This window comes from Sphingobium sp. TomTYG65, from assembly GCF_055395525.1.
Genome location: NZ_AP027332.1, coordinates 184,398 through 209,307 on the forward strand (window position 1 = coordinate 184,398; position 24,910 = coordinate 209,307).

The 24,910-nt window shown below is 62.3% G+C and carries 19 protein-coding genes and 2 pseudogenes; 7 read left to right on the plus strand and 14 right to left on the minus strand.

Going from position 1 to position 24,910, the window contains the following annotated elements; translation table 11 throughout:
• The first annotated feature begins 69 nt into the window (after positions 1-69).
• Positions 70-1,152 carry an MBL fold metallo-hydrolase gene (locus ACZ5Y5_RS20485; protein ID WP_464811664.1) on the plus strand — a complete coding sequence of 361 codons (1,083 nt, stop codon included), beginning with the start codon at positions 70-72 and terminating at the stop codon, positions 1,150-1,152.
• A gap of 258 nt (positions 1,153-1,410) precedes the next feature.
• Here the strand turns inward: ACZ5Y5_RS20485 and ACZ5Y5_RS20490 are convergent.
• Together ACZ5Y5_RS20490 and ACZ5Y5_RS20495 are read right to left on the minus strand one after the other, a co-directional pair.
• Positions 1,411-2,771: pseudogene (locus ACZ5Y5_RS20490) on the minus strand (DUF7986 domain-containing protein).
• Positions 2,768-3,361 (minus strand): recombinase family protein, encoded by a 594-nt coding sequence (locus ACZ5Y5_RS20495; RefSeq protein WP_464811665.1) that lies wholly within the window; start codon positions 3,359-3,361, stop codon positions 2,768-2,770. Before ACZ5Y5_RS20495 ends, ACZ5Y5_RS20490 begins: the two are co-directional and overlap by 4 nt.
• A 143-nt stretch (positions 3,362-3,504) precedes the next feature.
• On the opposite strand from ACZ5Y5_RS20495, the pseudogene ACZ5Y5_RS20500 reads away from it, so the two are divergent.
• Positions 3,505-6,434 (plus strand): annotated as a pseudogene (locus tag ACZ5Y5_RS20500) (Tn3 family transposase).
• A gap of 245 nt (positions 6,435-6,679) precedes the next feature.
• Here the strand turns inward: ACZ5Y5_RS20500 and ACZ5Y5_RS20505 are convergent.
• The 4 genes from ACZ5Y5_RS20505 to ACZ5Y5_RS20520 form a co-directional block, all read right to left on the minus strand.
• Entirely contained in the window at positions 6,680-7,903 is a 1,224-nt protein-coding gene (locus ACZ5Y5_RS20505) for an acyl-CoA dehydrogenase family protein (protein WP_464811666.1), read from the minus strand.
• A 114-nt stretch (positions 7,904-8,017) separates the two neighbouring features.
• Complete coding sequence (locus ACZ5Y5_RS20510) at positions 8,018-8,797, minus strand: SDR family NAD(P)-dependent oxidoreductase (protein ID WP_464811667.1); 780 nt, start codon at positions 8,795-8,797, stop codon at positions 8,018-8,020.
• Between the two features lie 89 nt (positions 8,798-8,886).
• A complete protein-coding gene (locus ACZ5Y5_RS20515) occupies positions 8,887-9,897 on the minus strand; it encodes an NADP-dependent oxidoreductase (protein WP_464811668.1) in 1,011 nt (336 codons plus the stop codon).
• Between the two features lie 21 nt (positions 9,898-9,918).
• Entirely contained in the window at positions 9,919-10,710 is a 792-nt protein-coding gene (locus ACZ5Y5_RS20520; RefSeq protein WP_464811669.1) for an enoyl-CoA hydratase/isomerase family protein, read from the minus strand.
• 130 nt (positions 10,711-10,840) lie between these two features.
• On the opposite strand from ACZ5Y5_RS20520, the gene ACZ5Y5_RS20525 reads away from it, so the two are divergent.
• The 3 genes from ACZ5Y5_RS20525 to ACZ5Y5_RS20535 all read left to right on the plus strand — a co-directional run bounded on the left by ACZ5Y5_RS20525 (position 10,841) and on the right by ACZ5Y5_RS20535 (position 14,509).
• Positions 10,841-12,286, plus strand: a complete 1,446-nt coding sequence (locus tag ACZ5Y5_RS20525; RefSeq protein WP_464811670.1) for an aldehyde dehydrogenase family protein — start codon at positions 10,841-10,843, stop codon at positions 12,284-12,286.
• Between the two features lie 27 nt (positions 12,287-12,313).
• Positions 12,314-13,456 (plus strand): acyl-CoA dehydrogenase family protein, encoded by a 1,143-nt coding sequence (locus ACZ5Y5_RS20530; protein ID WP_464811671.1) that lies wholly within the window; start codon positions 12,314-12,316, stop codon positions 13,454-13,456.
• A gap of 69 nt (positions 13,457-13,525) precedes the next feature.
• Entirely contained in the window at positions 13,526-14,509 is a 984-nt protein-coding gene (locus ACZ5Y5_RS20535) for an NAD(P)H-dependent flavin oxidoreductase (RefSeq protein WP_464811672.1), read from the plus strand.
• Positions 14,510-14,798: 289 nt separating this feature from the next.
• On the opposite strand, the gene ACZ5Y5_RS20540 is transcribed toward ACZ5Y5_RS20535, so the two are convergent.
• Entirely contained in the window at positions 14,799-15,488 is a 690-nt protein-coding gene (locus ACZ5Y5_RS20540) for an SDR family NAD(P)-dependent oxidoreductase (RefSeq protein ID WP_464811673.1), read from the minus strand.
• 157 nt (positions 15,489-15,645) lie between these two features.
• Between ACZ5Y5_RS20540 and ACZ5Y5_RS20545 the strand changes: the two genes are divergently transcribed.
• The gene (locus ACZ5Y5_RS20545) at positions 15,646-16,824 is read left to right on the plus strand and encodes an acyl-CoA dehydrogenase family protein (RefSeq protein WP_464811674.1); all 1,179 of its coding nucleotides are present in this window, start codon (positions 15,646-15,648) and stop codon (positions 16,822-16,824) included.
• Positions 16,821-17,888 carry a phosphotransferase gene (locus ACZ5Y5_RS20550; protein ID WP_464811675.1) on the plus strand — a complete coding sequence of 356 codons (1,068 nt, stop codon included), beginning with the start codon at positions 16,821-16,823 and terminating at the stop codon, positions 17,886-17,888. The genes ACZ5Y5_RS20545 and ACZ5Y5_RS20550 overlap by 4 nt, the downstream gene beginning before the upstream one ends.
• 175 nt (positions 17,889-18,063) lie before the next feature.
• Here the strand turns inward: ACZ5Y5_RS20550 and ACZ5Y5_RS20555 are convergent, their stop codons facing one another.
• The 7 genes from ACZ5Y5_RS20555 to ACZ5Y5_RS20585 all read right to left on the minus strand — a co-directional run bounded on the left by ACZ5Y5_RS20555 (position 18,064) and on the right by ACZ5Y5_RS20585 (position 24,802).
• Complete coding sequence (locus ACZ5Y5_RS20555; RefSeq protein WP_464811676.1) at positions 18,064-18,690, minus strand: TetR family transcriptional regulator; 627 nt, start codon at positions 18,688-18,690, stop codon at positions 18,064-18,066.
• Positions 18,691-18,760: 70 nt separating this feature from the next.
• Positions 18,761-19,867 (minus strand): CaiB/BaiF CoA transferase family protein, encoded by a 1,107-nt coding sequence (locus ACZ5Y5_RS20560; RefSeq protein WP_464811677.1) that lies wholly within the window; start codon positions 19,865-19,867, stop codon positions 18,761-18,763.
• A gap of 85 nt (positions 19,868-19,952) precedes the next feature.
• Positions 19,953-20,765 carry an SDR family oxidoreductase gene (locus ACZ5Y5_RS20565; RefSeq protein WP_464811678.1) on the minus strand — a complete coding sequence of 271 codons (813 nt, stop codon included), beginning with the start codon at positions 20,763-20,765 and terminating at the stop codon, positions 19,953-19,955.
• Between the two features lie 12 nt (positions 20,766-20,777).
• Positions 20,778-21,665, minus strand: coding sequence for a crotonase/enoyl-CoA hydratase family protein (locus ACZ5Y5_RS20570; RefSeq protein WP_464811679.1), 888 nt, complete (start codon positions 21,663-21,665; stop codon positions 20,778-20,780).
• Positions 21,666-21,682: 17 nt separating this feature from the next.
• On the minus strand, positions 21,683-22,456 hold the full coding sequence (locus ACZ5Y5_RS20575; RefSeq protein WP_464811680.1) for an enoyl-CoA hydratase-related protein: 774 nt from the start codon (positions 22,454-22,456) through the stop codon (positions 21,683-21,685).
• A 93-nt stretch (positions 22,457-22,549) separates the two neighbouring features.
• Positions 22,550-23,545 (minus strand): NADPH:quinone oxidoreductase family protein, encoded by a 996-nt coding sequence (locus tag ACZ5Y5_RS20580; protein WP_464811681.1) that lies wholly within the window; start codon positions 23,543-23,545, stop codon positions 22,550-22,552.
• Positions 23,546-23,566: 21 nt separating this feature from the next.
• Positions 23,567-24,802 (minus strand): acetyl-CoA C-acetyltransferase, encoded by a 1,236-nt coding sequence (locus ACZ5Y5_RS20585; RefSeq protein WP_464811682.1) that lies wholly within the window; start codon positions 24,800-24,802, stop codon positions 23,567-23,569.
• Between the last annotated feature and the right edge of the window lie 108 nt (positions 24,803-24,910).

A 24,910-nucleotide genomic window follows, 5' to 3' on the forward strand; every position in this document is an offset into this window, starting at 1 on the left:
GCATTCCCTTTCAGCTCCTGGCCGCTACGGAGCGCCCATGCGAAACAGAAAATCATTCAGAGGAAGGTGATGGTCGATCTCTTCTATCCGCCGATCGAAGCGCCTACGGTCGGCGATGGCAACGCCACTGAAGTGGCCGATGGTGTCTTTTGGATGCGCATGCCGATGGACGGCAAGATCGGGGCGATCAATCTTTGGGCGCTGACCGACGGCGATGGCTGGACGATCGTGGACACCGGCCTGCGCAACACCGAAACCGCGGCCGCATGGCGACAGGCATTTGCCTCTACTTTGCGCAGCGATCCAATCCGACGGATCATCGTCACCCATCTTCATCCCGACCATAGCGGCATGGCCGGCTGGCTAGCGCAGAAGCAGCCGGCGCGCCTATGGATGACCCGGCTCGAATATTTCACGCTTCGCGTGCTTGCCTCCTATACGGCTCAGGACGCCCCCGATGATGCAATCCGCTTCTACAGGGCGGTAGGCTGGGACGAGGATGCGCTCGACCATTATCGCGCCCGTTTCGGCGATTTCGGGAAAGCGCTCTATCCGCTGCCCGAGAGCTTTCACGCGCTGGAGGACGGTCAACGGCTGATGATCGGCGGTCGCGAGTGGATTGTCGTCGTGGGCCAGGGTCACTCACCGGAACATGCGCTGCTTTACTGCCCAACGGCGAAGCTGCTGATCTCGGGCGATCAGGTGCTGCCCGAAATCTCTTCCAACGTTTCAGTGCATCCTCTGGAACCAGATGCGGACCCCTTGACCGCGTGGCTCGAAACGCTCGACGCCATCCGGGGGCGGGTGCCGGACGATGTGCTTGTCCTGCCCGCGCATGGCAAGCCATTTCGCGGGCTGCATGCGCGCATCGATGCCCTGATCGAAGGCCATGAGACCGGCCTGGAACGACTATTTGAACTGCTGGCGACGCCCAAAAGGGCCGTTGACGTTTTCCCGGCCCTGTTCAAGCGTCAGATCGACATGAAGGTTCTGAGCCTCGCTACCGGCGAAAGTCTGGCCCATCTGGCATGTTTGCAGAGCCGTATGCTCGCGACGGCGGAGATCGACAGCGCAGGTATTCGGTGGTGGCGGGCTGCCGTGACGGATCGAACCGGCAAGCAAGTCATGCCAACCGGTCCTGATGCCCTCTAGAGCGTAATCCGATCAGATTGAATCGTATCATGCTCTATTTGTCTTTTGTTTTCCGTATTTTCCAAGCCAGCAGATGATGCCATCTGCTTCGAAAATGCTCTAGCGCGAGACGAAAGGCCGGCTTGATAGCTGACGGTTGATCCTGCATGGCGGCTCCATGACGCGTTCGCCATCCTGGCCTCTGTGCATTATTCGGACACAGATTCACGGTAGGGACAATGGTGCTCCAGGGTACGTCCGGTATTTTATGCGCGGCTTTTATTGTCGGAGCTTTTCGATGCCGAGTTCGCGCCAGATCCAGATGAAATTATAGGTCGCCATCGGATCCTTTGGGTCAAGCTGGTTACCGCTGCGATTTTCCAGATATTTGAGCCATTCCACCAGACGCTCACGCCCTGCTGCGGTCCGGGCAGCCTCGCGCGGGGTGATCTCTCCCAGCATGCCGACCGGTTCGTCGAGCGTTGCACGATACTGCCGGTCTAGCATGGCATGGACAAGGGGGGTGGCAACATCGACCGGAATGTCTGGCGCCGGTTCAGAAGCGGTTCGTCCTTCGCGACGCGCGGCCATCGCTTGTTCGATCGTCTCTATCTCGGTCAGCGGCATCCCGACCAGGTTGCCAAGCGTCTGGGTGATGAGTGCAACACCGCGCGCCGCACGCTCGGCCGAGGTGACAGCGAGGATGAGCGCACGGCCCTTGAGTTCAAGATTGCCGAGCACCGGCGTGCCATCGGCCATCGACACGCCCCAGGCCATCTGGCCGGCGCTTTTCTTTCGGGTTCCGGTTTCGCCCCCAGCCAGTTCCAGAAATGCGATGTCTCCCGCTGCAAGGCGGGTACCCTATCGAGGCGTTCGCCGATCAGAGCCTGCGTCGTGCCGCGGGTAAAAGGAAAGCGGACACGGTGAAAAACGACCTCCTCGCCATCGGCATTATGCAGTGTGGGCACGTCAACAGGTTCAACGGTTCTGGGCAATATATCGAACAGCCAGACGGTCGAAAGGAGCGGTGCCATAGTGCGGAGTTGATCCGTATTGATCGCAAGCTGCCCGTTCGGACTGTCTTTGTCATGCTCCATGCGCAATGCCTTGAGCAGGGCACTGGTGGCTTCAGGGGTGAAGGAGAGCACACCGCCGGCCAAAATCCTGTGTCCGCCCACTTCGATGATGCGCGCGGCGATGCGGTCCCATGGCGACAGCGTCTTTGAGGCGGTACGCTCGCGGACCTGGACGGGGTCGCCGCCTCGGATCAGATCGCGGGCGAGGAAACCGATGCCCGGTTCGATTGCGCTGACCTCGTAGAGGCTGATGACCGAGGTTTGCAGCGCACGCATGTAGAGCTTGTTGGGGCCGGTTTCGTTCCATCCGCGGCGTTTGAGATAGCTGTCCACCAGGTTGCGGCCATCGGGTTCGAAAATGCGGGTTGTCAGATCCTCGAAGGCGCAGCCCCACAGGATTGCGGTCCAATGATCGCCGATGAGGGCCGGCAGATCATCGGACTCGATATCGAATTGCTCCAGCGCCGGTCCCAGATGATCGTCGAGCGCATCATGCAGATCGTCGGCCCATTCGGGCCGCGTGGCGAATTTCATCAGTCCCGACAGATCGTGAGCGCGCTTCATGCTTGTTCCCCTACAGCTTGCCGGTATGCCGCGACGATCCGCGAGACGGTGGGTTCGCTGACGCTATAGAGGCGGGCCATTTCGGCGCCGGACTTGCGCCCCGACAGGACGGATTCCGCGATTTCGCGGCGCTGCTTTTCGGCCAGCTTGCGCCGGCGTCCCCCGATCCGTCCCTCTGCGCGCGCCTGGGCAAGGCCCGCGCTCGTGCGTTCGCGGATCATCGCGCGCTCGAACTCGGCGAAGCTCCCGACCATCTGCATCATCATCCGGCCCGCTGCCGTGGTGGTGTCTATCGCCTCGGTCAGCGAACGGAAGCCTGCGCCGGCTGTTTCGATCCGCTCCATGATATGCAGCAGATCCTTCAGGCTGCGCGACAAGCGATCAAGCTTCCATACCACCACCACATCACCCCGGCGGAGCTGTTCGATCATCTCATGCAACCTGGGCCGGTCCCAGCGGCCGCCGCTGGCGGTCTCCTCGAACACGCGCTTGCAGCCGGCGGTATCCAGCGCGCGGCGTTGCGCGGCATTGGACTGCTCGTCGCCCTTCGACACGCGGGCATAGCCGATCAGATAGGGTGTCTTGCCCAAGGCGTTCCTCTTTCACAAACGGCCGTATCTGGAGGGACCGCAACGCTGACGGTTTTCCCTGGGCTTTCGCCTTTCATAATCCTCTTTCAATAAGACGCCAAAAGGAAAGAGGTTTTTGGAGGATAATGCCCGGACGCATTCCTATGACCGAGCGGCAACGCACCGCGCTATTGGCGCTGCCCGATCAGGAGGCCTTGGTAGTGCGATTTTATAGTCTCGATGCCCAGGACCTCACCGCGATCGGCACCGCGCGGACCACGGCAACCCGGCTCGCTTATGCCCTGCAACTCTGTTGCCTGCGCTATCCGGGCAGACAGCTGCGCCACGGCGAACTGCTGCCGGCGATTTTACTCGACCATGTCGCCGAACAGATCGGGGTCGATCCACAAGTCATCGCTGACTTCGCCCGCCGTATTCCCACCCGCTATGATCAGCTCGCGGCAATCAAGGCGCGCTTCGGTTTCCGTGATCTGACTCGGCCGCTGCGCGCCGAGATGATGGCATGGCTGGAGCGTGAAGCCATGGGTACCGTCGACGGGCGCGTCCTGCTCGATCGACTTCTGGTTGAGATGCGCGCGCGTCATATCGTTATTCCAGGTGTCAGCGTCGTCGAGCGCATGGCAGCCGAAGCGATGCACCGCGCAGAAGCGCACCTCATCGCCGCGATCGAGCGCACGCTTGATGCTGACATGGGCCAGCGTCTCGATGCATTGATCGACGAGAAAATGCATGAACGTCAGAGCCGCCTGTCCTGGCTCCGCGAACCGCAGCCGCGCGTCGCGCCCGCTTCCCTTATCGAGATAGTCGAGAAGATCGCGTTGATCCGCTCGACGGGAATCTCCACGCTCCCCATCGATCCAGGATATGAACCGCGACTGGTGCAACATGCACGCGCGGGCGTCCGCTATACCGCGCAGGCATTCCAGCAGATGCGACCTTCCCGTCGTCGCGTCGTGCTGCTCGCCACGTTGCGCGAGCTGGAAATGATGCTGACCGATGCGGCTATCGGCATGTTCCGCTCGCTGATCGGCCGTGCTCACAAGCGGGCGCGCAAGCGCGTCGAACAGCGCGAGGCTTTATCGAACCGTGAAAGACGCGAACGCATGATCCGCGTCGCCAGGGTTCTGGAGGCCGTCAGCCGTGCTGTGCGGAAAGGCGAAGATATCGCCGACGCCGTCCGTGTGATTGCGCCCCTCGACACCATCGATGCCGATGCCGCGATCATCCGACATGCCGCCGCGCCCCATCGAGATGACGCACTTGATGAGATCGCCGGTGAATACCGCGCCTTCAAGCGGGCAGGCCCGGCGTTCCTGCGATCCATGGACTTTCAGGGTCGTGCAGGCACCCTGCCGCTCCGCACGGCGATGGCGATACTGGCGGATTTCGACGGGGACTGGCGCAAGCCGTTTCCTGCCGATGCACCGATTGGCCATATCGAGCGACGCTGGCGCCGCCATGTCAACACAGCAGGCGGCATCGATCGGACCCATTGGGAGCTGGCGACCTACAGCGCGCTCGCCAATGCGCTCGCGGCGGGCGATGTCTGGGTGCCGACGTCGCGGATGCATCGCTCCCTCGACACCTTGCTCGCTCCGTCAGCCGCCGCCGTGCGACAGCCCGCCTTCTCCTTGGGCGATCCTCATGCCTGGATCAATGAACGCGCCGCGCAACTCGACGTCGCCTTGCGTAACGTGGCGGGCGGCCTGGACAAACGCGATGCCGCGCTGTTCGCCGGCGAGCGGCTGCGTTTTCCCAAGGAGCCGAAGGATGATGGCGGGCATGACGAAAATCAGAAACTCGCGATCTCCTGCTACGGCATGCTTCCTGCGACACGGATCACCGACCTTTTGTCGCAGGTCGAACGCTGGACGGGCTTCATCCAGCATTTTGGACATGTCTCGACGGGGTTGCCGCCGACCGACGAACGCACCTTCATCGCCACGCTGATCGCCGAAGCAACCAATCTTGGCCTTTCGCGCATGGCTGAAATCTGCGGCGCGGCATCGCGGCGCGCTTATTGCGCATGCAGACATGGCACATGCGCGAGGAAACCTTCCGCGCCGCGCTCGCCTGCTTGACCGATGCCATCCATGCTGAGCCGCTGGCCGCCTGGTTTGGCCCCGGGCATCGTGCTTCCGCCGACGGACAGGCTTATTATCTGGGCGGCCCCGGCGAAGCCGGCGGGACCGTCAACGCGCATTATGGACGTGATCCGATGGTGAAGATCTACACCACCATCACCGACCGGTATGCCCCGCTTCATCAGACCGTCATCGCCGGCACCGCCGGAGAGGCGATCCACGCGCTCGACGGCATTCTCGGACATGAAAGCGGCGCCGATCTCACAGCCCTGCATGTCGACGGGGGCGGCGTCTCCGACATCGTGTTCGCGGTCATGCATTTGCTCGGACTCGATTTCGAGCCACGCATTCCCCGCCTGTCGGACCGCCGCCTTTACGCCTTTGAACCCGCCAGACGTTATGGCAGGCTGGCTCCGCTGTTCGGCCGCAAGCTCGATCGAAACCTGATCGTGGCCCACTGGTCAGAGATCGCGCAGGTCATCGGCGCGATGCGAGACCGCACGGTCACGCCATCGCTGATCCTCAAGAAGCTGTCCGCCTATCGCCAACAAAACAGCCTCGCGGCCGCTCTACGCGAGGTCGGGCGGATCGAACGCACGCTGTTCACATTACGCTGGTTCGAGGATCCGGCGCTGCGGCGCATGGTAACTGCCGAACTGAACAAGGGCGAGGCACGCAACAGCCTGGCACGCGCCGTCGCCTTCCACCGGCTCGGCCGCTTCCGCGACCGCGGCCTGGAAAGCCAGCAGATCCGTGCAGCCGCTCTCAATCTCGTCACCGCCGCCATCATCCTGTTCAACTGCCGCTATCTCGATCGCGCCGTTGGCACATTGCAGAGCCGGAACGCGATTATAGATCCCGCCTTGATGAGCCGCCTTTCGCCCCTGGGGTGGGACCACATAAATCTCACTGGCGATTATTTCTGGGCTGAACAGCTCCAACTCGATGCCGACGGCTTCATGCCACTGAGCACCAAGCCCCTACCGTGAATCTGTGTCCGAATAATGCACTGAGGCCATCCTGTCCGGGGGGCCGGTGGAAGGAAGTCGAGGAAGTTGGCTATGCCGACGGCGCGCCTCCAGCACAAGGGGCGGATCGGCCATGAAACACCCGCCGCCGCGCCAGGCACGCACACGCGGTTGAGAACCAAGGAACGGGGCCGCTTACAGCACTCGCATTCGCGTCGGCGCCGGAAATTTCGAAGCGAGGCGCCCCTGCCCGATGCGCGCCCCGTTCAAAGACCCAGCGCTGCCTTGGCCAAGATATTTCGCTGGATTTCGTTCGATCCCGCGTAGATCGATCCAGCTCGCTCGTTAAGATAACGGAGCGGCGCCACGGCCGCATCGACCGGCCCTCGCACATCCGCTCCATGAACGAAATGGATCGCGCCTCCCGGCTCTGTGGCCTGAGGCTGGTAAGCATTGCCATAATGGCCTGCGGCGAGCATCCCCAACTCGGTGACCTGTTGCGCCAGTTCGGTCCCGTAGATCTTCATGATGGAGCCCGCAAAGCCCGGCGAGCCGCCGTGGCTGGCGCTGGCCATGGCCTGAAATTCAAAAATCTCCAGGGTTTCGATCTTGATGCGAAGCGCCGCGAGCTGATGCGCGAACCAGGGACGATCCAGGAGCTTTTGCCCACGGCCGCCTGGCGCGGTGGCGGCAAAATTGGCGATGCGCTCCACCTTTTCCTGAAGCTCAGGACTGTAAGCGACGCCGCCCCGCTCGAATTCGAGCAGATATTTGGCAACGCTCCAGCCCTTGCCGATCTCACCAACGACATTGGCCAGCGGCACGCTGACATTTTCGAAAAACACCTGATTCTGGATATGCTCGCCCGAAGAAGAGATGATCGGCTGAACGGTGATGCCGGGAGTGCTCATGTCGATGAGCACGAACGTGATCCCCTGCTGCGGCCGCGCCTCTTTGGACGTTCGCACAAGGCAGAATATCCAGTTCGCCACGTCTGCATGGGTCGTCCAGATCTTCGATCCGTTGCAAACGAGCTCATCGCCGCTGATGTCTGCGCGCATGGCGAGCGAGGCGAGGTCGGATCCCGAGCCGGGCTCCGAATAGCCCTGGCACCAGAAATGCTCCCCGCTCAACATGCGGGGCAGAAAACAGGCCTTCTGCTCTGCGGAACCATGGCCGATCAGCGCCGGTCCGCACATCTGGATGCCCATGGGCGAAACCGGCGGGGCCCCCGCCGCGACGCGCTCGCGCGTGTAGATATAGCGCTGCGTGACCGTCCAGTCGCATCCTCCATATTCCTTGGGCCATGCCGGCGCCGCCCAGCCGACCGAATGAAGCTTGCGCTGCCATTCCATCGACGCGTCATGCGCGGCATAGACGCTCGTCATGAGCCGGCCGGCCGCACGGATTTCGGGCGTCAGCTCCCGTTCGAGAAAATCCCGAACTTCCGACTGGAACGCGAAATCGGCGTCGCTCCACTCCAGATTCATTTCGCGTTCCTTACGTAGCGACGAGAGGTCATTGGCACGGCTCGATCCGCACGCGGCCGGGGGAAGCATCGAGCCTCCCCCTCCCCATGTTCGCGATCGTGGGGTCCGGAATGTTTAGCGAGGCGCCATCCGGATCGCCCCGTCGAGCCGGACATCCTCCCCGTTGAAGTAGGAATTGCGGCACATCTCGAGCGCAAGGTTCGCATATTCCGCCGGATCGCCAAGGCGCTTGGGGAACGGAACGCTGGCCGCCAGAGCCGCCTTCACCTCTTCGGGCGCCGCGTTCATCAGCGGCGTGTTGAAGATGCCCGGAAGAATGGTGTTGACGCGAATGCCCTCGCTCATCAGGTCGCGCGCGACCGGCAGGGTCAGACCGACGACGCCGGCCTTCGAGGCTGCATAGGCCGCCTGCCCCATTTGCCCGTCCTCGGCCGCGACCGAAGCGGTGTTCACGATGGCGCCGCGTTCGCCATGCTCCATCGGATCGAGGGTCAGCATGCCGGCTGCCGACTTCGCCGTGCAGCGGAAGGTTCCGATAAGATTGATGCGAATGATCTTTTCGAAATCGGCTATCGGGAAATGCTGGATCGCGCCCGTGGTCTTGGACCGCGACGCCGTCTTGATCGCGTTGCCGGTCCCTGCGCAGTTGATCATGATCCGCTCCTGACCATGCGCTTCCCGCGCGCGGGCGAAGCCTGCGTCCACCGACTCGTCGGACGTCACGTCCACCTTGCAGAAAATACCGCCGATTTCGCGGGCGACTTCCGTACCGCGTTCCTCGTTGACGTCGAAGAGCGCTACTTTCACGCCTTCCTTCGCAAGAGCCCGCGCAGTGGCCTCTCCAAGCCCGCTTGCCCCGCCGGTGACTACTGCTGCACAGCCTGAAAGCTTCACTTCGATAACCCCTCAAATTGTTGGCACGCCATCTGCCCGATCATTCCGATATTACGGATCGCGCCGCGTTAGTCAATCGGATGATTAAGTCACTCGCCTGTGATCTCGACCATCAGCTTGCCGTCATGGTTGCCGCTGAACAGACGTTCGATCGCCTCGGGCGCATTTTCCAGGCCCGCCACCACATAGTCCTTCCAAAGGAGCTTTCCTTCGCTGACCCAGCCGCCAAGATCCTTCGCCGCCTCCTTGCGCTTGTGCAGAAAATCGATGACCACAAAGCCTTGAAGCGTCAGCCTGCGCATCAGGATTCTGCCGAAATCGTCGGGCCCGGGCAGCGGACCTTCGTCATTATAATTGGCGATCATTCCGCAGATCGCCATGCGTCCATGATCGCGAAGCCGGTTGAAGACGGCATTCATGATCGGTCCGCCGACATTCTCGAAATTCATGTCGATGCCTTCGGGACACAGCCTGTCCAGGGCGCCGCCCACATCCTCGGATTTATAGTCGATAGCCGCGGAAAAGCCGAGGTCATCCTTGATCCAGGCGCACTTGGCCGCGCCGCCGGCAATGCCGACGACCTGGCAGCCCTTGAGCCGGGCGATCTGCCCCACCACCGATCCCACCGCGCCCGCAGCGGCCGACACCGCTATGATCTCTCCAGCCTTCGGACGGCAGATTTCCAGCAGGCCGAAATAGGCGGTGAGCCCGGTAGGGCCCAGGACGGAGAGATGCGCAGTCAGGGGAATGTCCTGCTGCATCGGAATCCGCCTTGTGGTCGCAGCGTCCGTGGCCACATAGGTCTGCCATCCTCCATCGGCCGGTTGGACAACATCGCCCGATTTGAAGCGATCGGATTTGCTCGCTTCGACCACGCCGACGGTGACGCCGCGCATGACGTCGCCGATCTGCACGGGGGGAAGATATTGCTCGCGATCGCTCATCCACAGCCGGTTGGTCGGGTCCAGCGACAAATATCGGTTGCGGACGAGAATCTGCCCATCCCGAAGATCGGGCATGGGCGCGGAAACCAGAACCAGATCGTCCGCAGACAGCGACCCGGCGGGCCTGCGTTGAAGCACCCAACGTTGGTTGGTCATCGAAATTCTCCGTAAAGTAAGTCATTCCAGCGCATCGAGCGGCCGGCATGTCGTCTGCCAATCGAGCAAAGAGGCGGAGGCAGCCCCGGTCTCAAGGACTTGGGCGAAAATTGACGCATTCTCCCTGATCGACGAAGTGTCATCTACCTGCGCCTGCTCCATGATCGCCGCCACCGCTTCGGGGACGCGCCGCGCAAAAATGCGCGCTTGTTCCATGGAGAAGGCAAGCGCATCCTGCGCCACGCCGTCGACCAGCCCCAGACGCTGCGCGGTCATGGCGTCCACCACGCGGCCCTGGAGCGTGAACAGGCGCGCGCCATGAAATCCGACAAGCCTTGCAAGCCGCTGCGGCCCGCCACAGCCGGGAGGTATGCCGATGCGGATTTCCGGCAGGCCGATCGCGGTCACGCCCGCTTCGGCCACGCGCATGGTGCATGCGAGGGCGATTTCGAAGCCCCCGCCCATGCACACGCCATTGATCGCGGCTATCACCGGCTTGCGCGCAGCGTCGAGCGTCCGACACAGTTGCTGGAAGGGCGTTTCAAGGAAGTCCTGGGGTGCGATCTTCCCAGCCTGAAGCGCTGCTGCAGCCCTGACGATCTGCTCGACATTCGCGTGGCGGATGAAAACCCCTGCCTGAGAGCCGGTAAGGACGAGCGACCGCACCTCTTCGGAGGCAAGGCAATCCGCAACACCCTCTCCCAGCAGGCTGGCGCCTTTGTTGGAGATAGTACCGTCAGGGCGCGGCGTGAAGCGGATCACCGCCACCCGGTCAACGAGCTGGACTGTGACGCCCTCCGAGTCCGACGACATATTGCTTTCCTTTCGAGCCGCTTGACCCAGTGGGCCTCGCTCGCCCCCATGCCGTGTAATTAATAGATTGAATAAAAGCATCAAGGGAAATATATATTGCCGGGGAGCGGAGTTCACCGCAGCGAAAGCTATGGAAGGCAGGTCGATCATCATGCAGTTTACCGAAAGTTTCGAACTGACCATCGGCGGCAAGGCGGCCCCTACCGCCCGGGAGATGCCGGTCCGCAACCCCGCTACCGGTGAGGTGTTCGCGCATTGTCCGGTCGCCGAATCGGATCATCTGGATCAAGCGGTCGCGGCGGCGAAAGCGGCGGCGCGCGAATGGCGGGCATCGGGCGTCGCAGGCCGCCGGCAGGCCCTTCTCAAGCTGGCGGACGGCATCGAGGCGCATGCCAACGAATTCGCGGCGCTGTTCACGCGAGAGCAGGGTCGGCCCCAGCCTATGGCGCTGAGCGAGATCGTCATGGCGGCGGGTTGGCTGCGGGCCGTGGCGCAGGAGGATCTGCCCGTGGAGGTGGTCGAAGATACCGATGACCGCCGGGTCGAAGTGCATCATGAGCCGCTGGGCGTGGTCGCGGCCATCGTTCCGTGGAACTTCCCTGTGCTCCTCGCCATCTGGAAGCTCGCCCCGGCGCTCCTGGCCGGCAACACGATGGTCCTCAAGCCCTCGCCCTTCACGCCGCTCTGCGCGCTGAAGCTCGGCGAATTGTCTCGCGACATTTTGCCCGCCGGCGTCCTCAACATCCTTTCGGGCGAAGATGCGCTCGGGCCGATGATGACCGCGCATCCCGGCTTTGCGAAGATCTCCTTCACCGGTTCGACCGCGACCGGCAAGAGGGTGATGGAGGCCGCGGCGCGCGACCTCAAGCGCGTGACGCTCGAACTGGGCGGCAACGATGCGGCGATCGTCCTGGGCGATGTGGATGTGGACGCCATTGCGCAACAGATTTTCTTCGGCGCCTTCTTCAACAGCGCGCAGATCTGCACGGCGACCAAGCGGCTTTACATCCATGAGGATGTCTATGAGCAATTGAAGGATCGCCTGCACGCGATGATCCAGGAGGCGACCGTCGGCGACGGCAGCCATCAGGGCGTGATGTTCGGCCCCATCCAGAACGAACCGCAATATCGCCGTGTCCAGGATCTGCTTCAGGATGCCAAGGTCCAGGGTTTGACCGTGTTGGAGGGGAAGGCGGTTCCTGAAAACGGCTATTTCATTCCCCTGACGCTGGTGGACAATCCGCCCGAAGACGCCAGGGTGGTGCGCGAGGAGGCCTTCGGGCCGATCCTGCCCCTGCTCAAGTTCAGCGATGTCGACGATGTCATCGCGCGCGCGAACGACAGCGAATATGGCCTCGCGGGCGCTGTCTGGACCGCCGATGTGGACAAGGGCGTCGAGATTGCCAAGCAGCTCGACACCGGCACGATCTGGATCAACCAGAACCTCCAGAATGGCCCGCATATTCCGTTCGCCGGAGCCAAATCGTCTGGCCTTGGCGTGGAGAACGGCAAGGCGGGGCTGCTGGAGTTCACCCAGCCCAAGACCATCTTCATTCCGAAGAAGAAGGCCGGATAATTTTTTTACGAGAAGTGAGCATCACGCATGGATTTCAGCCTTACAGACGAGCAGTCTCTGCTGCGGGAAAGCCTCAGCCGTTTCCTGCGTGATCGCTACAGTTTCGAAGAGAGGACGGCCGCCACCCACTCGCCGCAAGGGTGGCGACCGGACATCTGGAATTCCTTTGTCCATGAATTGGGGATAGTGGCCCTTGGCGTTCCGGAGGCCGCGGGCGGGGTCGGCGGCGGCGCTGTCGAACATATGATCGTCATGGAGGAATTGGGGCGCGCCCTGGTTCTGGAGCCTTATCTGGAGACGGCCATCATAGGGGCGGGCCTGGCCAGCCGCTTCGACACGCCTGCCGCTCGAAATCTGCTTGGCGCCATAGTCGCCGGGGAGGCTGTCACGGCGTTCGCATGGGCCGAGCCGGAGATGCGATATGATCCGGCCGACATCGGCTGCAGTGCGCGTCAGGATGCAGACTCTTGGGTGCTGAACGGGGCCAAGGCAGTCGTGGCCGCCGCCCCATGGGCGACCCACTTTCTGGTCGCGGCGCGCACGGCGGGCGAGCGCGGCGACTTGGCTGGACTTTCGCTTTTCATCGTGCCCCGCGATACCGCCGGCCTGCAGATTCTCAATTATCCGACGATCGACGGGCGCCGGGCGTCGGATTTGATTTTCTCGGACGTGACCATCGGCCAGGATGCGCTGCTCGGAGAAGCGGGCTCGGCCCATGCCATCGTGGCCGAGACGATCGACCGCGCCATTGCAGGGCTGTGCGCCGAAGCGGTGGGCGTGATGGATCATATGCTTCAGGATACGATCGCCTATACCAAGGAGAGGCGCCAGTTTGGACAGGCCTTGGCGGATTTTCAGGTGCTCCAGCATCGGATGGTCGACATGTTCATGAAGATCGAGATGGCGCGATCGGCCACTTACCTGGTGACGTTGCGCCTCGATGCTGATGCCGCCACGCGAGCGCGAGCGGCCTCCGCGGCGAAATATATGGTGGGAGAGGCGGCGCGCTTTGTCGGTCAGAATGCCGTCCAGCTGCACGGAGGCATGGGCATGACCGATGAACTGGCGCTTGGCCATTTCTTCAAACGCGCTACCGTGATCGAAAGCGAATTCGGGACTGGCCAGGATCATCTCGACAGACATGCCGAGCTGACCCGAAACGCTGCGTGAGTTTCGCACGACGTACCCCGCGTCGTAAGTAGCGATATGAACCCCTTTTCACAGGATCTAGATAAGTACATGCTGAAGACCCGCTTCACCGAGATGTTCGAAGTCGATCACCCCATCGTTCAGGGCGGCATGATGTGGGTGGGCACGGCCGAACTCGTCTCGGCTGTCGCCAATTCCGGCGCGCTCGGCTTCATCACCGCGCTGACCCAGCCCACGCCCGAAGAACTGGCGAAGGAAATCGCGCGCACGCGCGACATGACGGACAAACCCTTCGGCGTGAACCTGACGATCCTGCCGTCGATCAATCCGCCGCCCTATTCGGAATATCGTCGCGCGATCATCGAAAGCGGCGTCAAGATCGTCGAAACCGCGGGTTACAAGCCGCAAGAACATGTCGACGACTTCAAGGCGCACGGCCTCAAGGTGATCCACAAATGCACCGCCGTGCGTCATGCCCTGTCGGCCGAACGCATGGGCGTTGACGCCGTATCGATCGACGGCTTCGAATGCGCTGGGCATCCGGGCGAAGATGATATACCGGGCCTCGTCCTCATCCCCGCTGCGGCGGATAAGGTGAAGATTCCCCTGCTCGCAAGTGGCGGCTTTGCGGACGGTCGCGGCCTCGTGGCGGCTCTTGCGCTGGGAGCCGAGGGGATCAATATGGGGACGCGCTTCTGCGCGACGCGCGAAGCGCCGATACATGAGAATTTCAAGCGCGCCATTGTCGAAAATGACGAACGCGCGACCGAACTGCTTTTCCGCAGCTATCGCAACACCGCCCGGGTCGCGCGGAACGCGATCAGCACGCAGGCTGTGGAAATTGAAAAAGCGGGCAACCCTTTCGAAGCCATCTCGCATCTCGTCAAAGGCGCCAGGGGACGCGAAGGTCTGCTGAGCGGCGATATCGATCATGGCGTGTGGACGGCGGGCATGGTACAAGGGCTGATCCACGACATTCCCACTGTCCAGGAGTTGGTCAGCAGCATCATCGAAGATGCCACGTCCCTGATAAAGGCGCGTTTGACAGGCGCCATCCGTTCCCCGGACCGCTGATAATCAAGCGGAGACAGAAGAGCGGCTTTCAATCTGATGGGACAGGATCGCCGCTCCCAGTCCTAATACCGCGATCTTGTAAGCAGCGATCGATGCTGATCGCTGGGGAAAGCGATCTCCGGCCGCTGGCTTTTTCAAATTCGGCAACCGTGAATTCTCTCGGATCGGCCCCCTCTGTCGACCAGCCCGCCCATATCGTTACGGGACGGACGGCGGCTTGCTCGTCAACCATGGCCGCCGTCTGGACGTGGCTACGGCATTTCCGCTCCGCAGAACATGCTGTCGAGACTCAGTCGGCTGCTCCGTGCGAGACGGGGATCAAGGCGCCGCTAATCGATCGGGCGGCGGGCGAAGCCAGGAAAAGAACGACATCGGCGACGGCTTGGGCCGTGACCCAGCCGCTTGTGTCCGCATCGGGCATATCCGCGCGATTGGCCGGCGTGTCGATGATGCTTGGCAGCACGGCATTGACCGTGACGCAGGTGTCCGCCAGTTCGCCGGCCAAAGCTTCGGTCAGGCGATGCACGCCCGCCTTGGAAGCTGCATAGGAACCCATCCCTGCGGTCGCGTTGATAGCTGCCCCGGCGCCGATGTTGATGATGCGCCCGCTCTCGCTCGCCTTGATTTCTGGCAATGCCGCTTTCGTGATTGTCACGTTCGACAGAAGGTTCACGGCGTACATCTTGTTCCAGGCCGCCAGGCTTCCCCCTTCCAGCGTCTCCCATGTGAAACCGCCTGCGACGTTGACCAAAACATCGATGCCGCCAAACTCCGCCTTGACGTCAGTCAGCGCCCTGTCGACAGCGGCAGCATCCGTCAGGTCCACGGCATGAAGATCAAGACCGTCTGCGATTGCATCGGGAGCGGAAGGAGCAAAATCGATCCGCGCCACCCTGTCTCCCTGCGCTGCGAAAGCTGCCGCCACAACACGGCCCAGCGCGCCGAAGCCCCCAGTCACCACGACCCTACGCCCACTCATTCCCAGACTCCCGATTATTGACGCCTAACGCCCGATTGCATGAAATTAATTGCTTAATGTATAAAAGCGTAATAGGCAATGACGGGCGACGCTGCTGACCATAAGCAGTGGACGGTAATAGTGGCCGTCGCAGTCCCATATCGAAGGCGGAGACAGAATGAGCGAACGGGCGATGGCAATCGCAGCCAAGGTCGAGGACTTTGTGCGGAATGTCGTGGTTCCGTACGAAAAGGATCCGCGCTTGCAGGTGCACGGGCATGGTCCCAGCGAAGAACTGGTGGAAGAGCTGCGCGCCAAGGCCCGGTCTGCTGGCGTCATGACCCCGCACATCCTGCCCGACGGATCGCATCTCACGCAGCGCGAAACGGCCATTGTCCTCAAAAAATCGGGCCTTTCGCCCTTGGGCCCGGTGGCGGTGAACACCATGGCCCCGGACGAAGGCAATATGTATCTGCTGAACAAGGTGGGCACGCCGGAGCAGAAGCGCCGCTTTCTGGCTCCCTTGCTCAAGGGCGGAGCGCGCTCGGCATTTTTCATGACCGAGCCGGCTGCGGAGGGCGGCGCGGGCTCCGACCCTTCGATGATGATGACCACATGTCGGCGCGATGGCGATCATTGGGTGATCAATGGTCGCAAGGCGTTCATCACCGGCGCCATGGGCGCCAAGGTGGGGATCGTCATGGCCAAGTCCGATGACGGGGCCTGCATGTTCCTGGTCGACCTGCCCGATCCCGCCATCCGCGTCGAGCGGGTGCTGGACACCATCGACAGTTCCATGCCGGGCGGTCATTCCGTGGTGGTAATCGAGCAACTGCGCGTGCATGCCGATCAGATGCTCGGCAGCAGCGGCGAGGGTTTCAAATATGCCCAGGTGCGCCTCAGCCCCGCCCGCCTGTCCCACTGCATGCGCTGGTATGGCGCCGCCGCTCGGGCGCAGGAGATTGCAAGCGATTACGCCTGTCGGCGGCACGCCTTCGGCAAGCCCCTGGTCGACCATGAGGGCGTGGGCTTCATGTTGGCCGAAAACATGATCGATCTGAAACAGGCGGAACTGATGATCGACTGGTGCGCCGACATTCTTGACGGCGGATCGCTGGGAACGGCGGAAAGTTCGATGGCCAAAGTGGCGGTGTCGGAAGCCCTGATGCGCGTGGCCGACCGTTGCGTTCAGGTCATGGGTGGGACGGGCGTGTCGGGCGACACGATCGTGGAGCAGGTTTTCCGCGAGATCCGGGCTTTCCGCATCTATGATGGCCCTACCGAAGTGCATAAATGGTCGCTCGCCAAGAAAATAAAGCGCGATCACAAGCATGCACAGGAAGGGGCGCATGCATGAGCGGCGCCGGCGTCGAGGCGAATAGCGGAACCGCTCCCGTTCGCGAGGGCTACGGCTTTGACGAAGCAGCACTGGCGCGCTGGATGAGCGCACATGTGTCCGGTTTCGCCGGACCGATGTCGGTGGAGCAATTCAAGGGTGGGCAGTCAAACCCCACTTACAAGCTGACGACGCCGGCGAAAACCTATGTCTTGCGTCGGAAGCCGCCCGGCCAGCTGCTCAAGGGCGCGCACGCCGTCGAACGCGAAGCGCAGGTTCTGGCGGGACTCGCCCGCGCGGAGTTCCCGGTCGCCGGCCTTCATGGCCTTTGCACCGACGACAGCGTTATTGGTACATGGTTCTACATCATGGACATGGTGGAGGGCCGCATCTTCTGGGATGCGACACTGCCCGAAATCGACGCGAAGGACCGAGCAGCCTATTTCGATGCGATGAACGCGACGATGGCGGCGCTCCACAATGTCGACTATCAGGCCGTTGGGCTGGGTGACTACGGGCGGCCCGGCAATTATTTTGAACGTCAGATCAGTCGGTGGTCGAAGCAATATCTGGAAGACGACCGGGCCGGTCGGGATCCGAACATGGACAGGCTGGTGGAATGGTTGCCGCGTCACATTCCTGGCGGTGAGGAAACTGCCGTCGTTCATGGCGACTTCCGGATCGACAACATGATCTTCCATCCGACCGAACCGCGCGTCCTGGCGGTGCTGGATTGGGAATTGTCGACTTTGGGCCATCCGCTCGCCGACTTCGCCTATCATGCAATGATGTACCACATGCCGCCCCACATCGTGGCCGGCCTTGCGGGGGCGGAGCTGCAGCGGTTGAACATCCCGTCGGAGGAGGAGTATGTCGCCGCCTACTGCAAGCGGACGGGGCGTGCGGCGATCCCGAACTACGGCTTCTACATGGCCTTCAATTTTTTCAGGCTGGCGGCGATTTTCCACGGCATCAAGGGAAGGGTGATCCGTGGCACGGCGGCTTCGGCGCAAGCCAGTGAAAGAGCGCAGGCCTTCCCGCAGCTGGCCGAGATCGCCTGGACGCTCGCGCGACAAGCCGCCTGAAGCATGATCCTCTTCGATCGGATCAAGCTCTGATTCGCTCCTGATCTTCGCATGTTCCAGGCCGGCGGGCGATCGCGCGTCCGCGAAACTGCTTTGGAGCAGGCTGCCTCGACAGGAGCATCCCGGCCTGTCGTCATGTCACTCGACGGCAAGGCCGCTGAGCTTCGGTCGGACGTCAGACCGATACCGCCCTGTTGCTCAGAATACCGCCCAATACGAGTTCCAGCAGAGCATCGGTATATTCCTGCCTCAGACGATCGTCGATCTCTTCTATGCCAAACGCATGTTTGAGCACATGCTGGCTGAAGAAGAGTTGGTCACACGCGCCAAGTACGATGAAGTAAAACATCATCGGGTCGACATTTCGGAACTGGCCATTCGAGACGCCCTCGTTCAGCAGCTTGCGCTGTGTCTCCGCCAGGGGTCGCGAGATGCTTTCTGCCACCCGGATCGCCATTTCCTGCTCCATCAACATGGAATGGATCAATCGATTGACAAAGGGGTAGCGATAATAAACGTTAATAATACCCTTGATGTGCAGCTTCATCTTCTCAACGATGGGGAGGTCCATTTCAATCAACCCCTTAAGTTGCTCCAGGCTCGCCCCAAGAATATCCTCCAACAGCGCCAACATCAGCCCGTTCTTGCTGCCAAAGTAATATTTAACTAACGCTGAATTCAACTGCGAACGCTGGGCAATCTCATTCAGAGATACTTCAATACTACCTCTTTCGATCATAAGAGATGCGGCAGCGCGCAGCAGCAGCGCCTTTGAAGAAACCTTTTCTGCTACTTTGGACATGTGGCCATCCCGGCTGGAAACACTGATAAAAGCTGGTCGATCAATCAGCTCATAGCGATCACTCAGCCCGTTACAATGAATTTTTATCTTTAGGCCTGTTGAGGCTTGTTTCTTCAAACCAGGCCCGTGTGTCGGGCCGCACAGCAGGCGAGGGCTGATCGCAGGGAGTCGCCGAATAACGGGGCGCCGGCGCCGGTTGATCCACGCCATTGACCTGGACAAAGGCGCGACGGGCTACGTTGTGCGGGTGCGCCAGCGCCTCTGTCATGGAAAGCACCGGCGCAAAACATGCGTCAGCGCCTTCCAGAAGGGCGCATAATTCTTCGCGCGTGCGCAGGGCGACCGCGTCCGCGATCAGGGCCTTCTGCGCAGCCCAGAGCGTCGGATCATCCTGCACGTCGAGCGCCGGGTCGTCGGCAATGCCAAGCCGATCGCGCAGGATGGCGTAAAATTGCGGTTCAATCGCGCCAATCGACACATGATGGCCATCGGCGGTCGGGAACGTGTCATAATAGGGAGCGCCAGTGTCGAGCAGATTGACGCCGCGCTCCTCCCGCCAGCTCCCATTGCCGCGAAATCCCCAGATCATCGCCATGAGAAGGGCCGATCCGTCCGTCATTGCGCAATCGACCACCTGCCCCTTGGCCCCTCCCCTTACGGCAAGGAGCGCCGACACCATGCCGAAAGCCATCAGCATGCCTCCTCCGCCGAAGTCGCCGACCAGATTGATGGGCGGCGTGGGCCGCTCGCCTGCCCGACCCAGCGCTCCAAGCGCGCCCGAAATCGAGATGTAGTTGATGTCATGTCCGGCAAGCGGCGCGAGCGGCCCTTCCTGCCCCCACCCCGTCATCCGCCCGAAGACCAGTTTCGGATTATCAGCCAGCAGCACGTCGGGTCCAAGGCCAAGCCGTTCCATGACGCCCGGCCGGAATCCTTCTATCAATCCATCCGCCGTCCGCAGCAGCGCGCGCAGGCGAGCGACGTCGGCGGTCGCCTTGAGATCAAGCGTCAGTCGCGTGCGCGACCGCAGGAGCGGATCCCAGTCGTCCGCCGGCGCTCCCGGTCGTTCGATCCGCAGCACTTCCGCGCCGTTGTCGGCAAGCATCATTCCCGCGAAGGGCGCGGGGCCGATGCCCGCCATTTCAACGATACGAACACCCTGCAAAGGACCGGCCATGATATTTTTCTCCCCTTGTCCTCCGACCAGAGCGACTACCCGGCCGGGCTAAATATCTATGCTGTTCCGCTCCGGCCGATCAGCATCACGACCGCCGGAGCGGCGTGAGCGCATCTCCCGACGCGTCCCCCAGGATCAGGCCGCCATCGCAATCGATGATCGCGCCGGTCACATAGGGCGCATTGTCGCTCGACAGGAAAACGGCCATGTCCGCGATATCGCGCTTCGTGCCATAGTTGCGCAGCGGAATGCGCCCCTTGATCGCGGCAGTGGCTTCTTCGCTGGTCGCCAGCTTTCCCATGCCGACCGTGTCCGCGATCGGGCCGGGCGCAATGGCGTTGACGCGCACGCCGGCTGGTCCCCATTCCATCGCGAGCGTCTGGGTCAGAAGATTAACGCCCGCCTTCGCCGCGCAGGCGTGCGCCTGAAACATGGTGGGCCGCGATCCTTGCGCCGCCGTGATCGCGATCAGCGACGCGCCGGGTCGCCGAACATACTCCCATGAGGCTCGGAATACGTTGAAGGTGCCAATCAGATCGATCTCCACGACCGTGCGAAAGGCGTTCGCGGACAGGCCGACGACCGGCGACAGGAAATTGCCCGCCGCCCCCGATATCAGCACGTCGATCGGACCCAACGCATCGCAGGTCGCCTTGAGCGCCGCTTCGACCGCCGGATAGTCGCGCACGTCGACCGACGCACCCATCATCCTGCCCGGCCCTTCGCCTTCCAGTTCGCGGACGGCGGCTGCGACCCTTCCGGCATCGCGGCTGATGATCGAGACGTTCGCGCCCAGGCCGGCGAAGCGCTTGCCGATGCCCAGATTGATGCCGCTGGACCCACCGGCAATGAAAACGGACTTGCCGGCGAAGGCGTCAGTGACAAACAGGTCGGTCATGCGCTCGATCCTTCATTTGTAGCTTGGCTCTTCCCACCAGGGGAAGAAGTCCGGCATGTCGGAAGACACCCGGTCCGGGTAGACGGCCGGGCGCTTTTCGAAGAAGGAACTCACGCCTTCGGCAACGTCCGCGCTGCGGCCGCGCGACAGGATGCCCCGGCTGTCGATCCGGTGCGCCTCCATCGGGTGCGCCATCCCCAGGCCGCGCCACATCATCTGTCGGACCAGAGCCACAGACACCTGCGACGTGTTGTCAGCTATTTCGCGCGCAATCGCATAGGCGGCCGGCAGCAGTTCCTCCGCAGGCAGAACCTGGCTGACCAACCCCCCGTCCTTTGCCTCCTGCGCCGAAAAGACACGGCCGCTATAGCACCATTGCAGCGCCTGGGAGATGCCGACCACGCGCGGAAGGAACCAGGACGATGCGGCTTCGGGCACGATACCCCGGCGGGAAAAGACAAACCCAATCTTCGCATTATCGCTGGCCAGCCGCACGTCCATGGCCAATGTCATGGTGGCACCGATGCCGACGGCCGCCCCGTTGATACAGGCGATGACCGGCTTGAGGCACTTGTAAATTCGCAGCGTCAGCAGCCCGCCGCCGTCCCGCGCCGTCTCCTGGCTGTAGTCGAGCGATCCGTCGGCGCGAAAAGGCGTGTCTTCCTCATCGGCCACCACGAAGGCCGCAGGGCCTGCACTCAAATCGGCGCCGGCGCAGAAAGCACGCCCGTCGCCGGTCACGATGACGGCGCGCACATCATCGTCCGCATCGATCCGGTCGAACGCCTCGATCAGCTCGTTCATCATCTCGACCGTGAAGGCGTTGAGCTTGTCCGGTCGATACAGGGTGATCGTGGCAATGCCGTCGGCGACGGCGTATCGGATGCTGTTATATTCCATGTGACAGGTCCTCGGTGTCAGGCGCCGGTGAAACGAGCGGGACGTTTTTCCTGAAAAGCCGTAATCGCTTCCAGGGCGTCCGCCGTGCGGCCGGCGCTATTCTGAGTGATGCGTTCGGCCTTGAGCGTCGTTTCGAAATCTTGATCCGCGGCGGTCCAGCCAAGCCTGCGGATCAGGCCCAGGCTGCGGGTCGGCCCCTGCGCGAGTTTCCGCGCCAGCCCAAGCGCCTCGGCCGAGAGCTGTTCTTCGGATGTCAGCCGGTTGATAAGGCCCCATTCTAGCGCCTGCGCCGCCGCAATCCGTTCGCCGAGCATCATCATCTCCATCGCGCGGGCGCGCCCGACAGCGCGCATCAACAGGTGGGAGGACCCGCCGTCAGGGGACAGGCCGATACGCACGAACGCCTGGAGGAAGAAGGCGCTCTCGCTGGCGACGATCAGGTCTGCCGCCAGCGCAAGGGCGCAGCCGACGCCGGCCGCTGCGCCGCGCACGGCCGAAATCCATGGCACCGGAAGATCGCGCAACTTCAGCATCAGCGGATTCACATGCGTGTCCAGCACCAGTCCGAAATCTTCGGGCAGCGGAATGCTCGGATCAAGGTTCGCGCCCGAGCAAAATGCCCGCCCCTCTCCGGTGAGGATGATGGCGCGCGATGAACAGGCTGCCGCGTCGAACGCGGAGTTCAGTTCTTCGCACAGCTCAACGGTGAGCGCGTTCAAGCTCGCCGGGTCATTGATGCAGATGATCGCGACATCACCGTCCCGCTCGACAATGAGCTTTTCGAACGCCATGCAAATCTTCTCCTCAAAACATTTCCGAACGACGTGGCAGCCGGGCCGGCCGCGTGCTCGATATGCCGGCAGCCCGTCGGTTCCCGGCAGCCGTCAGCTCATTGTTACCACGATCTTTCCCGCGACGGATCGGGACGCCAGACGGGCAATCGCCTCAGCGCCTTGGGCCAGCGCATAGCGTGCCGACACCAGCGGTTTTAAAGCCCCGGATTCGCACAGCCTCAGAATTTCCCGCACATTTGCGCGATGCTGTTCGGGCGATCGATCGATGAACTCTCCCCAGAACACGCCAAGAATGTCGCAGCCCTTGAGCAAGGGCAGGTTGAGCGGCATGGACGCTATCCCCGCCGGAAATCCGACGACCAGGAGGCGCCCCTGCCACGCGATCGCCCGCAAGGCCGACTCGGAATAGGCCCCGCCCACGCCGTCATAAATGACGTCGACGCCCTCCGGCGCCATCGCCTTGATGCGGTTCGTCAAGGCGCGGGACGCTTGCCTGTCCATATGCTCGCGCCCATAGACGATCACCTCGTCCGCGCCGCGGGACTTCACGACCGCCGCTTTCTCTTCACTCGACACCGCGCCGATCACATGCGCGCCCAGCAGCTTGCCGAGTTCGACCGCGGCCAGTCCGACGCCGCCGGCCGCGCCCAGCACCAGCAGGGTTTCGCCCGCCCTCAGCTTTGCCCGATCCTGAAGCGCATGCAGCGACGTGCCATAGGTCATCAGCAGAGCGGCGGCCTCGTCCATCGGCAGACCATCGGGAACGGGAAAGCATTTGTCGGCATTCACCAGCAACTGCTCGGCAAGACCGCCCCAGCCGATGAAAGCCAGAACCCGGTCGCCGACCGCCAGATCAGGGACATCCTCTCCGATCGCTTCCACAATCCCCGATATCTCAGCGCCCGGCGCAAAGGGACGCTCCGGCCGGAATTGGTAGCGGTCCTCCACCATGAGGGCGTCGGGATAATTGATGCCGCAGGCTGCGACGCGAATGCGGACCTGCCCCCCGCCCGGATCGGGCGTGGGGAAATCCGCAAGTTGCAGCGAACCGGGCGGGCCAGGGGCGAAACTCGCCAACATCTTCATGCGACCGCCCCTCCGTCGATGTCAGACGCGCTCGATGATGATGGCCGGCGCCATGCCGCCCGCCGCACACATCGTCACCAGCCCGCGTTTCAGATCCTGCCGCTCCAGCTCATCGAGCAGCGTGCCGATCAGGATGGCGCCCGTCGCGCCGATCGGATGACCCAGCGCGATCGCGCCGCCATTGACGTTCACCTTCGATCGGTCGAGCTTGAGGTCGCGCATGAACTTCTCCGCGACGACGGCGAAGGCTTCGTTGATTTCCCAAAGATCGATGTCGTCGACCGTCAGCCCGGCCTTCTCCAGCACCTTTTTCGCTGCCGGAACCGGGCCGTTCAACATCAGGGTCGGGCAATCGCCGACATTGGCGAACGCCACGATCTTCGCCCGCGCCTTAAGGCCATGCGCTTCGGCATAGGCGGGGGACGCGAGCAGCACCGCAGCCGCGCCATCCACGACACCGGACGAATTGCCGGCATGATGGATCGGCTGCCATTCCAGATCGGGATAGGCCTTGTTGATCAGCTTGCGGTAGCTGGCGCCATTTTCGTCAAGCTGCATTTCCGCCAGGTTCACGAAGGCCGGGTTAAGCGCGGCGAGCCCTTCAGCCGTGGTCTGCGGACGCGGATACTCATCCTTTTCCAGCACCAGCGCGCCCGTTTCGTCATGGACCGGCACCAGGCTCTTGTCGAACCGGCCTTCCTGAATGGCGATCGCCGCCTTGCGCTGGCTTTCAAGGCCAAGCGCGTCGATCTGCTCGCGGGTGATGCCCTCCATGGCCGCAATCGCATCGGCGCAGACGCCCTGATGAGACTGCGGAACAGTGTCGCGCAGACGCAGATTGCCCCGATCCATCATCGGCGGCCCCGATGCGGGAAGGGAATTGGTGTAGGACATCATCTCGGTCCCCCCCGCGACCACCAGATCCTCCATGCCGGACATGATCGTCGCCGCCGCGAAATTCACCGCGGAAATGCCGCCGCCGCAGAAACGATCCAGCGTCACGCCGCTCGACCGGAAATCATAGCCCGCGTCGAGCGCTGCCATGCGGCCCAGGTCGGCGCCCTGTTTGTCGACCTGCATGCTGGTGCTCCAGATCACGTCATCGACATCGGCGGTATTCAAGTCATTGCGTTCCGCAATGGCCTTAAGCACGACAGCGCCAAGCTGCTGAGGATGCATGTGCGCCAGAGCGCCTTTGCCAGCCTTCCCGACGCCGCGCGGCGTCCGGACGGCATCAATGATCAATGCTTCTGGCATGGGATTTCAACACTCCTGATGACGCGCGGAATTCCGCTGACTACCTATCTAGTTAATCGACCAACTATGACGACCTTTGTGCCCATTCGCAAGTGCGGCTGAGCAGAA

Excerpts from the sequence above, each read along its gene's own strand:
- ACZ5Y5_RS20485 (WP_464811664.1), top strand. The coding sequence starts at position 70 with ATGGTCGATCTCTTCTATCCGCCGATCGAAGCGCCTACGGTCGGCGAT.
- ACZ5Y5_RS20505 (WP_464811666.1), bottom strand. The coding sequence starts at position 7,903 with ATGAATCTGGAGTGGAGCGACGCCGATTTCGCGTTCCAGTCGGAAGTT.
- ACZ5Y5_RS20515 (WP_464811668.1), bottom strand. The coding sequence starts at position 9,897 with ATGACCAACCAACGTTGGGTGCTTCAACGCAGGCCCGCCGGGTCGCTG.
- ACZ5Y5_RS20520 (WP_464811669.1), bottom strand. The coding sequence starts at position 10,710 with ATGTCGTCGGACTCGGAGGGCGTCACAGTCCAGCTCGTTGACCGGGTG.
- ACZ5Y5_RS20525 (WP_464811670.1), top strand. The coding sequence starts at position 10,841 with ATGGAAGGCAGGTCGATCATCATGCAGTTTACCGAAAGTTTCGAACTG.
- ACZ5Y5_RS20530 (WP_464811671.1), top strand. The coding sequence starts at position 12,314 with ATGGATTTCAGCCTTACAGACGAGCAGTCTCTGCTGCGGGAAAGCCTC.
- ACZ5Y5_RS20535 (WP_464811672.1), top strand. The coding sequence starts at position 13,526 with ATGCTGAAGACCCGCTTCACCGAGATGTTCGAAGTCGATCACCCCATC.
- ACZ5Y5_RS20540 (WP_464811673.1), bottom strand. The coding sequence starts at position 15,488 with ATGAGTGGGCGTAGGGTCGTGGTGACTGGGGGCTTCGGCGCGCTGGGC.
- ACZ5Y5_RS20545 (WP_464811674.1), top strand. The coding sequence starts at position 15,646 with ATGAGCGAACGGGCGATGGCAATCGCAGCCAAGGTCGAGGACTTTGTG.
- ACZ5Y5_RS20550 (WP_464811675.1), top strand. The coding sequence starts at position 16,821 with ATGAGCGGCGCCGGCGTCGAGGCGAATAGCGGAACCGCTCCCGTTCGC.
- ACZ5Y5_RS20555 (WP_464811676.1), bottom strand. The coding sequence starts at position 18,690 with ATGTCCAAAGTAGCAGAAAAGGTTTCTTCAAAGGCGCTGCTGCTGCGC.
- ACZ5Y5_RS20560 (WP_464811677.1), bottom strand. The coding sequence starts at position 19,867 with ATGGCCGGTCCTTTGCAGGGTGTTCGTATCGTTGAAATGGCGGGCATC.
- ACZ5Y5_RS20565 (WP_464811678.1), bottom strand. The coding sequence starts at position 20,765 with ATGACCGACCTGTTTGTCACTGACGCCTTCGCCGGCAAGTCCGTTTTC.
- ACZ5Y5_RS20570 (WP_464811679.1), bottom strand. The coding sequence starts at position 21,665 with ATGGAATATAACAGCATCCGATACGCCGTCGCCGACGGCATTGCCACG.
- ACZ5Y5_RS20575 (WP_464811680.1), bottom strand. The coding sequence starts at position 22,456 with ATGGCGTTCGAAAAGCTCATTGTCGAGCGGGACGGTGATGTCGCGATC.
- ACZ5Y5_RS20580 (WP_464811681.1), bottom strand. The coding sequence starts at position 23,545 with ATGAAGATGTTGGCGAGTTTCGCCCCTGGCCCGCCCGGTTCGCTGCAA.
- ACZ5Y5_RS20585 (WP_464811682.1), bottom strand. The coding sequence starts at position 24,802 with ATGCCAGAAGCATTGATCATTGATGCCGTCCGGACGCCGCGCGGCGTC.